This is a genomic window from Williamsia sp. DF01-3, assembly GCF_023051145.1.
GTDB lineage: Bacteria > Actinomycetota > Actinomycetes > Mycobacteriales > Mycobacteriaceae > Williamsia.
This window is the reverse complement of record NZ_JALKFS010000005.1, coordinates 5,195,354-5,208,517: the sequence shown is the minus strand read 5'-3', so window position 1 is coordinate 5,208,517 and position 13,164 is coordinate 5,195,354. Positions and strand designations below refer to the sequence as shown.

General features: G+C 65.2%; 13 protein-coding genes and 1 pseudogene. 8 read left to right on the top strand and 6 right to left on the bottom strand.

The annotated features are described in order from the left end of the window. Window positions 1–147 precede the first annotated feature (147 nt). Window positions 148–1,173 (top strand): ferritin-like domain-containing protein, encoded by a 1,026-nt coding sequence (locus tag MVA47_RS26310; RefSeq protein ID WP_247210496.1) that lies wholly within the window; start codon window positions 148–150, stop codon window positions 1,171–1,173. Window positions 1,174–1,384: 211 nt separating this feature from the next. Beyond that, a pseudogene (locus MVA47_RS26305) lies at window positions 1,385–2,709 on the top strand (MFS transporter). On the opposite strand, the gene MVA47_RS26300 reads toward MVA47_RS26305, so the two are convergent. Continuing rightward, complete coding sequence (locus MVA47_RS26300; RefSeq protein WP_247210495.1) at window positions 2,647–3,555, bottom strand: LysR family transcriptional regulator ArgP; 909 nt, start codon at window positions 3,553–3,555, stop codon at window positions 2,647–2,649. The pseudogene MVA47_RS26305 and the gene MVA47_RS26300 sit on opposite strands and share 63 nt — an antisense overlap. A 67-nt stretch (window positions 3,556–3,622) precedes the next feature. Here MVA47_RS26300 and MVA47_RS26295 point away from each other — a divergent pair, with 67 nt between their 5' ends. The 4 genes from MVA47_RS26295 to MVA47_RS26280 all read left to right on the top strand — a co-directional run bounded on the left by MVA47_RS26295 (window position 3,623) and on the right by MVA47_RS26280 (window position 7,976). After that, window positions 3,623–4,243 (top strand): LysE/ArgO family amino acid transporter, encoded by a 621-nt coding sequence (locus MVA47_RS26295; RefSeq protein WP_247211080.1) that lies wholly within the window; start codon window positions 3,623–3,625, stop codon window positions 4,241–4,243. An 81-nt stretch (window positions 4,244–4,324) separates the two neighbouring features. Beyond that, window positions 4,325–4,792, top strand: a complete 468-nt coding sequence (locus tag MVA47_RS26290; RefSeq protein WP_247210494.1) for a DUF4334 domain-containing protein — start codon at window positions 4,325–4,327, stop codon at window positions 4,790–4,792. Window positions 4,793–4,967: 175 nt separating this feature from the next. Then, complete coding sequence (locus MVA47_RS26285; protein WP_308280613.1) at window positions 4,968–6,767, top strand: cation:proton antiporter; 1,800 nt, start codon at window positions 4,968–4,970, stop codon at window positions 6,765–6,767. A 99-nt stretch (window positions 6,768–6,866) separates the two neighbouring features. Further along, on the top strand, window positions 6,867–7,976 hold the full coding sequence (locus MVA47_RS26280; RefSeq protein WP_247210493.1) for an NAD(P)-dependent alcohol dehydrogenase: 1,110 nt from the start codon (window positions 6,867–6,869) through the stop codon (window positions 7,974–7,976). Between the two features lie 12 nt (window positions 7,977–7,988). Here MVA47_RS26280 and MVA47_RS26275 read toward each other — a convergent pair whose 3' ends face one another. Genes MVA47_RS26275 through MVA47_RS26260 form a run of 4 tightly spaced genes read right to left on the bottom strand, consistent with a single transcriptional unit; the run spans window position 7,989 to window position 9,549 of the window. Continuing rightward, a complete protein-coding gene (locus tag MVA47_RS26275; RefSeq protein WP_247210492.1) occupies window positions 7,989–8,300 on the bottom strand; it encodes a YciI family protein in 312 nt (103 codons plus the stop codon). A gap of 19 nt (window positions 8,301–8,319) precedes the next feature. Then, window positions 8,320–8,853: an SRPBCC domain-containing protein gene (locus MVA47_RS26270; RefSeq protein ID WP_247210491.1), complete on the bottom strand. Its 534-nt coding sequence runs from the start codon at window positions 8,851–8,853 to the stop codon at window positions 8,320–8,322. Beyond that, on the bottom strand, window positions 8,843–9,196 hold the full coding sequence (locus MVA47_RS26265) for a metalloregulator ArsR/SmtB family transcription factor (RefSeq protein ID WP_023954301.1): 354 nt from the start codon (window positions 9,194–9,196) through the stop codon (window positions 8,843–8,845). The genes MVA47_RS26270 and MVA47_RS26265 overlap by 11 nt, the downstream gene beginning before the upstream one ends. Next, entirely contained in the window at window positions 9,193–9,549 is a 357-nt protein-coding gene (locus MVA47_RS26260; RefSeq protein WP_247210490.1) for a VOC family protein, read from the bottom strand. Before MVA47_RS26260 ends, MVA47_RS26265 begins: the two co-directional genes overlap by 4 nt. Window positions 9,550–9,757: 208 nt before the next feature. Between MVA47_RS26260 and MVA47_RS26255 the strand changes: the two genes are divergently transcribed. Together MVA47_RS26255 and MVA47_RS26250 are read left to right on the top strand one after the other, a co-directional pair. After that, the gene (locus tag MVA47_RS26255) at window positions 9,758–10,789 is read left to right on the top strand and encodes a crotonase/enoyl-CoA hydratase family protein (RefSeq protein WP_374474465.1); all 1,032 of its coding nucleotides are present in this window, start codon (window positions 9,758–9,760) and stop codon (window positions 10,787–10,789) included. Between the two features lies 1 nt (window position 10,790). Next, window positions 10,791–11,636 carry a hydrolase gene (locus tag MVA47_RS26250; protein ID WP_247210488.1) on the top strand — a complete coding sequence of 282 codons (846 nt, stop codon included), beginning with the start codon at window positions 10,791–10,793 and terminating at the stop codon, window positions 11,634–11,636. A gap of 164 nt (window positions 11,637–11,800) precedes the next feature. On the opposite strand, the gene MVA47_RS26245 is transcribed toward MVA47_RS26250, so the two are convergent. Next, the gene (locus tag MVA47_RS26245; protein WP_247210487.1) at window positions 11,801–13,015 is read right to left on the bottom strand and encodes an HNH endonuclease signature motif containing protein; all 1,215 of its coding nucleotides are present in this window, start codon (window positions 13,013–13,015) and stop codon (window positions 11,801–11,803) included. Between the last annotated feature and the right edge of the window lie 149 nt (window positions 13,016–13,164).

Sequence of the window (13,164 nt, the reverse complement as noted above, 5' to 3'; positions counted from 1 at the left end):
CCGAATGCGAGCAGGTCAAAACGGTAGTTAGGCGCCGTAAGGTTATCGAATTGTGATCTGAATCTCTGCATCGTTTACCTGCAACCCTCACGGGTACGCCTTTCCTCGACAGCTCTATCGACCAGAGAGTCCAACCGAAGGAGAGATATGAGCACCACATCGACAACACTGCGCCAGCAGTTGCGCACGCTCTTGATCCTGACCAACACCGAGATCCAGATCGCCGAGACGCGTACCGCGCAGGCGCGGACCGAGGCAGTTCGTCGCGAACTCACCGAAAACGCCGAGAACGGCCGACTCCGGGCACAGGCCATCGAAGAAGCGATCCGCGACCTGGGTGGTCTGCCCGACGTCATTCGGCCCATCGCCGGCCGTCTGGCCGCGTCCGTGAAGGCCCTGGCCGAGCAGGCGCAGCCGCTCGACGAGGCGCTGCTGGGCGACCTTGCGCTCGAGCACCAGTTGCTCGACCGGTCACGCTACGTGAAGGCACTCGCCACAGCGGAGAACGAGACCACCGTGGTCACCCTGTCCGAGCAGCTGATCAACGCGCACGAGTCGACAGTCGTCTGGCTCACCACCCTGCTCGCCGAGGAAGCCATCGGCGGACCCGTTGCACTGCGTCGCGGACCGTTGCAGGCCGCCAGCGGAGCTGCACTCCGCGCCGCCAGCATCCCGGCGACGCTCACCGCACGCGGCGTCGACCGCGCGGTTGACGCGATCCGTAACGCTCCGGGTCAGGTCAGCGCGTTGTTCGACCGAACCGAAGAGGCCGGCGAAGCCGCGCTGGGCCGGGCCGCCAAGGCCGGGCAGGACGCACTCGCCCGCACCTCGCGCGCCGGAGACACGGCACGCAAGACCGCCAGCGCGAGCCGGGACGCGGCTCTGGAAGCCGCAGAGCAGACTGCTCGGGCCAACGGCGCGAACGACGCCGCGGACCGGCTGCACGCGGCCCGCGAAGGCACCGGCACCATCGACCCCGCCGATCTCCCGATCGATGACTACGAGTCGCTCAACGTGAGCTCGGTTGTCGCGGCGATCAAGGAGCTCGAGAAGCCGTCGGACGTCCGTCTGGTGGTCGCGTACGAGGAAGCGCACAAGAACCGCCACGGAGTGGTCTCGGCAGGACAGACCCGTATCGCGGCCATCGCGCAAGAAGTCGTCGGCGTGAAGTGACCTGACCTCACGTTCTCGCCGAGAACAAGCCCGCCACCACCGTGACCCGGTGGTGGCGGGTTCTTTTGTGCCCATGGCCCCCGCAGCCTGCCGGCGGGAAATCGGCTGGCATGTGCGCCGCCGGATCGGGCACAGTTGACCGGTGTCCACACCGACGTCGCTGCCCCGTGCGCTGAAGCCGTTTCGGCATCAGCAGTACCGGTTGCTGTGTATGGGCCTGGTGCTGGCGATGTTCGCCGACGGCATCTGGACTGTCGGAGTGGTGTGGCAGGTCATCGACCTCGGCGGCGGCCCAGGGCAGCTGTCGTTGGTCACCGCCGTCGCTGCGGTCGGCATGGTGGCCTCGACGTTGCTCGGGGAGTGCTGGCCGACCGGATGTCGCAGCGCACCATCCTGATCGCCCTCGAGTTCGCGAAACTGATCGTGATCGGCCTCGTGGGCGTGCTCGGCTTCACCGGCACGCTGCAGATGTGGCAGTTGCCGCTGGTCTCGCTCATCGGCGGGATCACGACGGGCATCTACTACCCGACCTATTCGGCACTGCTGCCGTCTCTGGTGCCGCGCGAGGAGCTCATGGCGGCCAACGGCATCGAGGGTACGTTGCGTCCCACGATCTTTCAGGCAGCAGGCCCGGCAGTTGCCGGAGGGCTGATCGCGTTGTCGTCGCCGGCCCTCGCGATCACCGCGTCGGCGGTCGCCTCGGCATTGTCGGCGGTGTTCTACCTCCTGATGCGGCCGACGCCGGCCAGGCAAGAGCCCAGGCCGCGAGCAGAACTGGTCCGCGGAACGGTCACCGACATCGCCGAGGGATTTGTGTACATGTGGCGTACCCCTTGGCTTTTGGCGACGCTGCTGTTCGCCTTGCTGATGGTGTTGATGGTGATGGGGCCGTTGGAGGTGCTGGTGCCGTTCGCGGTCAAGGAACGCGCCGGCGGCGATGCGGGCTCACACGCGATGGTGTTGGCGGCCTTCGGAATCGGGGGAGCGATCGGCTCCCTGGTGATGGCGTCCATGCCGATGCCGCGCCGGTATCTGACGGTGATGTTCGTGGTCTGGGGTCTGTCGTCGTTGCCGTTGGTCGTGATGGGCATGGCCACCGAGGTGTGGGTGTTCGTTCTTGCGGGCCTGGTGCTCGGTCTCGCGTTCGACGGACCCATGGTCATCTGGGGCACACTGCTACAGCGCCGGGTCCCGCCGCACATGCTGGGACGGGTGTCGAGTCTCGACTTCTTCGTGTCCATCGCGCTGATGCCCGTGTCGATGGCGATCGCGGCACCGGTGAGTGAATGGATCGGTCTGACAACCACTTTTGTCATCGCGGGCATTGCTCCCGTTCCCGTGGCCGCCGTCGCGTTCTTCGTCGCCCGCCTGCAACACGACGAGATCGCGCATCCCCTGCGCGACGGGCCGGTCACTGTCGAGGTGGTCACCACGGCCGAAGCGCTCCCCGCCGTGGAGGTGAAGGCAGGCGTGTCAGATCAGGAACTGCTTCGCGCCGGCCACGACGAGTTCGGTGAGGTCGTTGACGATCGGTGACTCCAGTTTCCAGTACTGCCAGTACAACTGGATGTCGACGTGGTGATTGCCCAGTGTGCGAACCGTTCCCGCCGTCAGCGCCGGGGTGATCTGCGCCGCGGGGACCGCTCCCCATCCGGCCCCGAGTTCGACGGCTCGGTGGTATTCCACCGATGCGGGGACATAGGTGACCGGGGGATCGACGTGACGTCGGGTCAATCGGTTGAGCAGGTCCGTCTGAATGGTGTCCTTGCGGTCGAACGCCACCATCGGCGCACGCGCCAGGTCTGCCGCGCGCAGCCCGTCTGGAAGCCATGTGTCGATGAAGTCGGTGCTCGCCACCGGGAGATAACGCATGGCGCCGAGAGCAATCGCGGCGCAACCGCGCACTGGGACGGGGTCGGAGGTCACCGCCCCCACCGCTTGTCCCGACCGCAGGAATCCGGTGGAGTGACTCTCGTCGTCCCTGAGCACCTCCACCGCAACGGGGTGGCGCCGCTGTATCTCGGCAACCACCGGCAGCAGCCAGATCGAGATCGAGTCCGCGTTCGCGGCAACCGGCAGATGCATGCGTGGGACATCCCGCGGATCGGCCGCGAGTGCTTCGGGATGGCCGAGCAGCGCGGATTCGGCTTCGCGCCGGAGAAGGTCCCATTGCGCCGCGAGTCGAAGCAGAACCTCACCGTCCGGGGTGGCGCGTGCCGGTTTGGTGCGTTGCACCAGGACCCGCCCGACCGACGCCTCCAGGGCTTTCATCCGCTGGCTCACCGCGGACGGTGTGACGTGTAGAGCGTCGGCCGCAGCGTCGAACGTGCCCCCTCGGACCACAGCTGTGAGCGTGCGCAGCCCTTCGCTGGTGATGTCCACTTAAGTCAGTCTAATGCTCCATGAAAATCATTCGCTGGATTGAACGGACGGACCGACTTAGCGTGGCCTGGTGTCCTACTTCTTCCCGGCGGTTGCCGGCCTCCTGACCGGGGCGGGTCTGATCATCGCCATCGGTGCACAGAACGTGTTCGTCCTGCGGCAAGGTATTCGTCGCGAGCACGTCCTGCCGGTCGTCGCCGTGTGCACCGCGTCCGACATCGTCCTCATCCTCGCCGGCGTCATCGGTCTGGGCGCAGTGGTCACCGCGCACCCGGAGGTGGTCGACCTGGCCACCTTCGCCGGTGCCGGCTACCTCCTGGTGCTGGCGGCACTGGCCGCCCGCCGGGCGATGCGGCCGGCGGCGATCGACGCAGGCAACGCGGTTGCCGTGACGAGCCGATGGGCGGCCGTCGGCACAGCGGTCGCGCTGACCTGGCTCAATCCCCATGTCTACCTCGATACGGTGATCACCCTCGGCGCAATCGCCAACACGCATGGCCCGCAATCGAAATGGGTGTTCGCCGCCGGTGCCTGCGCGGCGTCTCTCCTGTGGTTCACCGCGCTGGGGTTCGGCTCGGGAAAGCTGGCGCCACTGTTCGCCAAACCCCGGGCGTGGCGACTGCTCGACGTGCTGGTGGCCGTCGTCATGGGGTCACTCGCGGTGGGTCTCATCGTGAGCGCTCTGTGAAGCAGATCCACCGAGCGGGTTGGTCGGCCGACCCTTTCTGACTACTCTTGTGTGCAGAATCCCCCGAGCAGTGAGGTCTGGATGGACAACGACAAGGCTGTGGCCACGTTCTTCGAGCTCAAGGAAAGCCAGGCGGTGAGCGAACCCGCCCATCTGGACGAACTGTGGGCCGCGTTGGAACCGATCGGGCGCGACTTCATGATCGGTGCCTGGTCCGGGGGCGAGCTTCCCAGCGGACACAAGATGGACGGTCAGCTCGAGCTCGCGCGATGGCACGGCAAGACATTCAACTCGATCTACGACGTCAAACCGCTGGTGTGCCGCGACGACGACGGCAACCTGTACTCGAATCAGGAACTCGGCAAGGGTGAGGCCAGCCTGTGGGATGTGCAGTTCCGCGGTGAGACCACCGCGTCGATGGTCTACGACGGCCAGCCCGTCATCGACCACTTCAAGAAGGTCGACGAGACCCACGTCATGGGCATCATGAACGGCAAGACGTCACTGGTCCGTGACCGCCACTTCTACTTCTACCTCGAGCGCGAATGACGGCTGGGTAATCAACCGGAAGAGCTGAGCCGGCCCGAAGGATCCGACACGTGGGCTGTGGCCTTGTGGGACCTCGCGCCGACAGCGACAATTCCGATATGCCCCGCACCGTGCCAGTTTGCGTCAACGCACGTGACGGCCACGCGCGGGCGCCTGGCGTACGGGCGGCGCGCTGGTGAGTAGCCTGGTGGCGACCTCTGCTGATCTCGGTGCCGACAGCGGCCTCGAGCCCTTCTCGATGATCGCGCTGGTGTTGCTCATGGCCGCGATCGTGGGGCTTGTCGCCACCCGCTTGCGCCAGCCGATGATCGTGGCCTTCATCGGCGTCGGCGTGCTCGTCGGCCCGGTCGGCACGGGATGGGTTGTCGCCGATGGAACCATCGAGCTGCTGGCTCGGCTGGGCATCGCGGTCCTGCTGTTCCTGGTCGGCTTGCGGCTCGACCTGCACCTGATCCGCAACACCGGGCCGATTGCGCTGATCACCGGGTTGGGCCAGGTGACCTTGACCGCGCTCATCGGATACGGCGGTGCTGTCGCGTTCGGGATGGACGCCACCGCCGCGCTGTATGTGGCTGTGGCGCTGACGTTCTCGTCCACGATCATCGTGGTGAAGCTGCTCTCGGACAAACACGAGATCGAGCAGCTCCACGGCCGGATCGCTCTCGGTGTTCTGATCGTGCAGGACATCGTCGTGGTGTTGGTGATGATCGTGCTCACCGCCGTCGGTCACGGGAGCGGCGACACCAACATCGCGCTGAGCGTGGTGCTGGTCGTGGCGAAGGGGATTGCCCTGCTGGTGGGCGTCGGCCTGATGATGCGGTACGTGTTGCCGTGGTTACTCGGTCACATCGCGCGATCCCAAGAACTGCTGGTGCTGTTCGGAGTTGCCTACGCCGTGGGTGTCGCAGCGCTGACCGAGTGGCTCGGTTTCAGTTCCGAGGTCGGTGCCTTCATCGCCGGCATCTCGCTGGCGGCAACGCCGTATCGCGATGCGATGGGTGCACGGCTGGTGAGCCTGCGGGACTTCCTGCTGCTGTTCTTCTTTCTCGATCTCGGAGCACGACTCGAGTTCGGCGATGCCGGTGGGCAAGTGGTCGAAGCGCTGGTGTTCTCGGCATTCGTCCTGATCGGCAAGCCGATCATCGTCATGTTGATCATGGCGGTGATGCGTTACCCGGTGCGCGTGGGATTCGCCACCGGTGCCACCCTCGCGCAGATCTCCGAGTTCTCGCTGATACTCGCTGCTCTGGGGTTCGGTCTCGGCCACATCGATGGCGCCACAGTCAGTCTCATTACGGTCGTCGGACTCATCACCATCGGCTGTTCCACTTACCTGATCCTGTACTGGAGTGCGATCTTCGACCGTCTGGAGCGCTGGGTTGCTGTGTTCGAACGGACCGAGAAGCTGCGTCCCGAGGCGGCCGACATCACGCCCGAAATCGACACGATCGTCTACGGACTGGGCCGGTTCGGTACCCACGTCGCCGAGCACCTGAGCGAGTCGGGACACAAGGTGCTGGTGGTCGACTTCGATCCCCAGCGCGTCGCGCACCACAACAACCGCGGACAGCCGGCAGTCTTCGGCAGTGCCGAGGACGTCCACTTCCTCGAGTCATTGCCGCTCGCGCAGACGCGGTACGTCATCAGCACCATCCCGGTGATCGACACGAGTAGGACTCTGCTGCACAACCTTCGGCAGGCGAAATACGCCGGCCGTACGGTGGTCACCGCGCACACCCGCCACGACGCCGAACAATTGCGGTCGGCCGGTGCCGATGTAGTTCTCGAACCCTTTGCATTGGCGGCGGGTGCCACAAGCGATGCGCTGCGGGCCGCGCTTGACGCGCTCGATCAGGACGAGTCCGACAACGCACGCGTGGCCGAGTCCGGTTCCGCCGAATCGGGCATCGACGATCCCGCCGCATCGAGGGGTGGCGTGCCAGAGGAGTTCGGCCACCACGACACCCGCGAATGATCGGGTGGTCGCAGATGGAAGTGACTACAGTCAGTGTCAGATGGCGGTTCCGGTGGGGTGTTGTGCCATCAGGTTTCATCGGTTGAGTGGAGGGCGGACATGGTCGCGAGTCGAGCTGCGGTACTCACTGAGGCAGGCGGTGCCCCGGTGCTCGCCGACATCGAGGTCCGTGAGCCGGTTGGCGACGAGGTGCTGATCAAGATCGGTGCTGTCGGCATCTGCCATACCGACATATCCCTGGCTGCCCGATGGCCGGCGAAGCGGATGCCGATCGTGTTCGGGCACGAAGGTTGCGGCGTGGTCGAAGCGGTGGGGCCGGGTGCCGCAGTCCCAGTCGGGCAGCGGGTTGTGTTGACGTTCAACAGTTGTGGAGTCTGTCCACAATGTGCGGCCGGTCGTCCTGCTTACTGCGACCGATCGACCACCTTGAACATGCGTGGTGACCGTGCGGACGGGTCCGGCGCCTTGAGCTGGTCGGGGGCCTCGGGTGGATCCAATGGCCCAGTTGTCGGTGGCTTCTTCGGCCAATCGAGCTTCTCGACGTATGCGATCGCGACACAACGGAACACGGTCCCGATCGGCGAGCAGATCGATGCCGCCACAGCAGCTCCGCTGGGATGCAGTGTGCAAACCGGAGTCGGTGCGGTGCTCAATGCCCTGCGACCGGGCATCGGCGACTCGATCGCGGTGTTCGGGGCAGGTGCCGTCGGTCTGTCTGCGGTGATGGGGGCAAGGATTGCCGGTTGCCGCACGATCATCGCAGTGGATCCGATTGCCGAGAGACGTTCACTGGCAATGGATCTAGGTGCCACACATGTCATCGACCCCACCGAATCCGCCGTGGTGGAGGCGCTGGTGGAACACTCCGCCGGCGGCGTCGGCCACGCCCTCGACACCACCGCCATCCCCGCCGTCCTCGCCGACGCCGTGGCGGCGCTGCGTACGCGAGGCCAGTTGGGCATCGTCGGCCTGGGTGCTCCGACGGCTGAGCTCCCCGTCGGACTCGTGATGGGAAGAGGGCTGTCGATCCGGGGCATCGTCGAGGGCGACAGCGTGCCGCAGACCTTCATCCCCGAACTGGTCGATCTGTACTCACGCGGAGACCTACCGCTCGAAAAGCTGATCACGCCTTACGCTTTCAGTGACTTTGACAGCGCGTGGCAGGCAGCGAGGTCGGGTTCCGTTGTGAAGCCGGTCCTGACGGTGTGATCCAGGCGCCGGTCAGCCCGCCGTGTCATCGCGGCCGATACCGACGGGCATCGGCAGTATCTCGACGCGCGCAAGACCTGAGGTGATCGCGGGATCGGCGGCGCTGATCGCCCGCACCTCGGCCTCGGAGTCGGCGCGCACCACCCCCAGACCCCAGTTGCCTGCCGGGTCGACGACGGGCCCGAAGATGACCGCGGTGCCGTCGGACATCAGCTCCGACCAGTAGGCGCCGTGCCGGCTCATGATGGCGACCTCGTCGTCGGACATGTCGCCGGGGCCGAAACCAGGTCGAGGTGGAATGAGTTTGTACACGAAGTGGGTCATGAGGATGCCCCTCCCGGTTTCAGGTGAGTGATGATTCGATGACGGCGACCGAGGCCGCAAGGGCGGTGGCCCAGCCACCGGAGTATGCGCCCGAGCTGTAACCGCCTGGCGCAGCGCAGTCTTCGCGGAGTTGCTCCTCGCTGAGCCGTTCCCAGCCGCGGTGTTCCACTGAGACCCTGATGAGTGCAGGGCCGAGGGCACTGAACGCCAGCTCGACTTCGGTGGGCTCGGGGGTGTTGAGCCACGTCATGACAAACCGGCTCGGCGGTTCCCACACTTCGAGCTGACCCCAGTCGGCGGTGGTGCCGTCGTCCCAAGTCTCGTAGACGCGACCGCCGGTGTGCTCCTCGATGGTGACGCTGCGGGCGCGGTCGCCGCCGATCGACATGGGCTGCAGGGGCCACCACACCCCGATGGTTCGGACGAAAGTGGTGAAGACGTGGTCGAGATCGCTGCGCACGGTGGTCGATTGGCGGATCGGGGGACGCCGCAGGGGGAGCGCCGAATCGCTGCCCGGCCGGGTGGACTGGTTGGTCTCGCGTTCAGCCGGCACGGTTCACCTCGTCGCCATCGGTCAGTCCGCGCTCGGCCTCCACCAGTTGCCGCGCGACGTCGAGAGATGACGCCCACATGCCGTCGAGCATGTCTCGGAGTTGGTCGATGCCTTCGGGACGGGTGCGGTACATGCGCCGGGTTCCTTCACGCCGCTCGGTGAGCAGTCCCGCGTCCTTCAGCACCGTGAGGTGCTGAGAGATCGCGGTACGGCTGACCTCGAAGCGCGCCGCGATCTCGCCGGCCGCGAGCTCTTCACCGGAAACGAGTTCCAGGATGGCGCGCCGGCGGGGCTCGGCCATCGCACGAAGGGCTTCGTCGACGCCGGGCTGTTCTGCGGTCATGTCCAGAGCCCGATGGTGTTGCCGTCGGGGTCGGCGAACATCGCGAAGCGGCCGTACCCGTCCGGTAGGTCGGTGGGAGGTACGAGGGCTTTGCCGCCGAGGGCTTCGGCCCGGTCGAGCGATGCCTGCAGGTCGTCGACCCGCATGTACACGCTCACGCCGCCTGGCTCGGCCTGGTCGGTGACGGCGCCAATGCCGCCGCCGACCGCCTCTTCGCCTGCGCCGGTGTCGACCAGTGAGTATCCGGGACCCTGGCTCTCGTCGATGGTCCAGTCGAACAGTTCGCGGTAGAACGCGGCGAGGCGGGTGGGGTCGTGCGATGTGATCTCGAAGAACGCGACCGGTGCTCCCATGGTGACTCCTTGTATGTCCGTTTGTCGTCTTTGGCTAACGTTAGCAACTGCTGACGCATCAGACAAGGCCTAGTTCATGGTTTCGAAGCGTCTGTGGCCGACCGGCCACCGCGCCGCCGTGTGCAAAAGAGCGCCGTCAGTGAGTTGGCATCGCCCATACTGGCCGTGGTCCCACGCACGTGGGCTGTGCGCATGAGGGAGGCGAAGGCTGATGGCTGATGATGACCACTCCGGGATTCGGCCGGCCGCGTGGCGTGAAGGCCTTGCAGAGGGCGCGGATTCCCTGTTCGCCGGACGGGAACGGGCCGAACCGGACGCCGAGTATCGAACCCTCACCTACGAGGTCACCGACCGGATCGCGCGGATCACCTTCAACCGGCCCGAGCGGGGTAACGCCATCACGGCCGACACTCCGGTGGAATTGGCGGCTGCCGTCGAGCGCGCGGATCTCGACCCACGAGTGCACGTGATGGTGGTGTCCGGACGTGGCAAGGGTTTCTGTGGTGGTTACGACCTGTCGATCTTCGCGGAGAACGGCGGGAATCCGTCAGACGGTCCGGACGCGGCTGCAGGTACCGTACTTGACCCGATTGTGCAGGCGCGCAACCACAATCCTCATGGCACATGGGACCCGATGGTCGACTACGCAATGATGAGTCGATTCAACCGGGGTTTCGCCAGTCTCCTGCACGCCAACAAACCGACGGTGGCAAAACTCCATGGATTTGCGGTTGCCGGCGGAACCGACATAGCGCTGTACGCCGACCAGATCATCTGCGCCGACGACACCAAGATCGGCTACCCGCCGACCCGAGTCTGGGGAATTCCCGCGGCGGGCATGTGGGCGCACCGCCTCGGAGACCAACGGGCCAAACGGCTTTTGTTCACCGGTGACTGCCTCAGCGGAAAACAGGCCGCGGAGTGGGGACTGGCCATCGAGGCGCCGGAGGCGGACCGCCTTGACGAGCGCACGGAGGACCTGCTGGAACGGATCTCGCGGATGCCGATCAACCAGCTCATCATGGCCAAGTTGGCGATGAACAGTTCGCTGCTCTCGCAGGGTGTTGCCAATTCGACGATGGTCAGCACTGTCTTCGACGGCATCTCGCGACACACTCGCGAGGGCTACGCATTCCAGATGCGTTCGGCAACAGTCGGATTCCGCGAGGCGGTACGCGAGCGCGACGAACCGTTCGGCGACTACAAGCGCGCCCAGTTCGACAAGCCCGGAGATTCCTGATTTGTCCGCGCGCACCACATCCGGAGACCCCTGGTTCTGTGTCAACTGCGCCAACGAGTATGCGCCCGCTGACGATCCGCCTGCGGAGTGCCTGATCTGTACTGATGAACGTGAGTTTGTCCCGCCGGGCGGTCAGCAGTGGGCTCGGCCGGCCGAACTCGACGAGCGAACCATCGACTGCAGCGAGGTGGAGCCCGATCTGCTTGCCATCACTCTGGATCCGCAAGTGGGTATCGGGCAACGAACCTTCCTGATCCGAACACCGGCTGGAAACCTGCTGTGGGAACCGCCTGGGTACATCGATGAGTCGTTGGTCCGGCTCATCAGGTCCCACGGAGGCATTTCGGCGATCGCGTCCAGTCACCCTCACCTCGTGGGAGCCAGTGTCTCACTGAGCCACGAGTTCGATTCGGTGCCTGTCTATTTCAACCAGGCCGACGCGACCTCATTGACCCGCTCCGACGACGTCATACGGTTCTGGACCCAACGTCAACCCGTGTTCGGCGGCATCGAACTGGTGCAATGCGGCGGTCACTTCCCTGGCAGCTCTGTGCTGCTGTGGCCGGATGGCGGCAACGGCAGTGGAGCGATCTTCGTCGGTGACACCCTCATGGTCGGCGCGGACAGACGCAGCGTCTCGTTCATGCGCAGCTACCCAAATCTGATCCCGCTGCCCCCGCGCCTGGTCCGGAAAATCGAGGCGACGGTTATGGCGTTGCCGTTCGACCGGATCTACGGAGGATTCGACGGACAGGTGATCGAGTCGAACGGTCCTGCGATTGTTCAATTTTCGGCCGACCGCTACGTCGGCTGGGTCACCGACGAACTGCGCGACAGAAGCGAGTGACACCGCGAGCTCCCTACGTTCCTGAGGGCGTAGCCCCTCACACTATGGAGTTGTCAATGTGCCTGCGCGTTCTCGGCTGTGCCGAGTGAGGCCAGGTGGAGCGGTCTGTAAGTCGTCATTCGTGTTGCAGGTGAACGAAGGTGCACGCTGCAGTGGACCGTGAGTCAGGCTGCGAGGGTGAGGGTTCGGCGGTTGTAGGCCGGTCGTGGTTGTCGGGTGGGGTCGATGTCGGCGGGTGGGATCAGCCAAGGGTGCCCGTCGGTGCCCATGGTGATGTCCCAGTCGGTGTGGTGCACGGCCCGGTGGCAGGTGCGGCACAGTAGGCATCCGTTGCTCAGGGTGGTGGGGCCGCCGTCAGCCCAGTGCACGATGTGATGACAGTCCGACCAGGTGGCCGGCGCCCCGCATTTGATGCAGCAGGTATCGCGAAGCAATATCGCTTTCCGCACAAGTCCGGTGAACAAACGCTTGGGTGGACTCAAATCGATCGGCACCTGCTGCCCGTCCAGGGTGATCGAGGTGATCGCCGCATCACACGCGGCTGCTGCTGCGGTCGCTTCGGTGACCGGGCCCATCCACCGCAACACCGCTCGGTCGGGATGATCAGCGGGAACAGTCACCATCACTTCGGTTCTCGGTGTCGACACGAAACCCTGCCCACCGCCGCCACAATCAAGCAGTTGGTGCAGGGCATCAGCGCGTCGTTGCGTCGGTGTGCGGGTATCTGCGCTCCCGTCGGGTTCGGGTCGGGGCCTGGACCACACGTCGAGCGCGGACATCATCTTTTCCCCGGTCACCGCATCAACATCAAACCTGCCCGACAATCGGCCATCGTCAGTGATCACGTAGTCCACAGTGTTCAACGAGGCGTCTTCGGCGGCCGGCACCCCACCCTGTTCTCCGGCGACCTCATTACCCACCGTCCGGGCGATCCGGCCGATCTCCGCGGGCGGTGCACCAGAGAACGCATGAGCCAAAAGTTTTCCCTCGACCTCACACCGGAAGTCGTCACTCATCACACCCACCACGCGGCCACGAACGTGGCCGACACCCCGGACTATTGCGTCGACGTGCTCGGCGGACAGGAATCCGTCCCGAAAGTATCCGACTGTACGGTCCAACCCCTCCAGGCCGGTGCCGATGCGTAGCCACCGTGCCGCCGCGCCCGGTGCGGCACCGTTGGCCTGCAACACCTTCAACGTGGTCGACCCCAGACGTTTGGCCACACCCAGGCGGTCGATGATCACCGCACCGGCCGCCAACCGCGCCTCCACAGCATTACGCACAGTGATCAGATCTTTCACCACCGCCACCACCCCGGCCGGATCATCCGGAAACTCCACCCCGACGACCTCATCAACCAGATCAACAACAGCCATCACCACACCCCCTCCAAGACAACAACACTGAGACAACATTGGGACAGCCGATCACAATGGTGGCGTAGTCACACGTATCTCAGAATCAGGTCTTGCGGACGATCAGCTGCCACCAACCTACCAAATCGAACACATATTCGATAGTCATC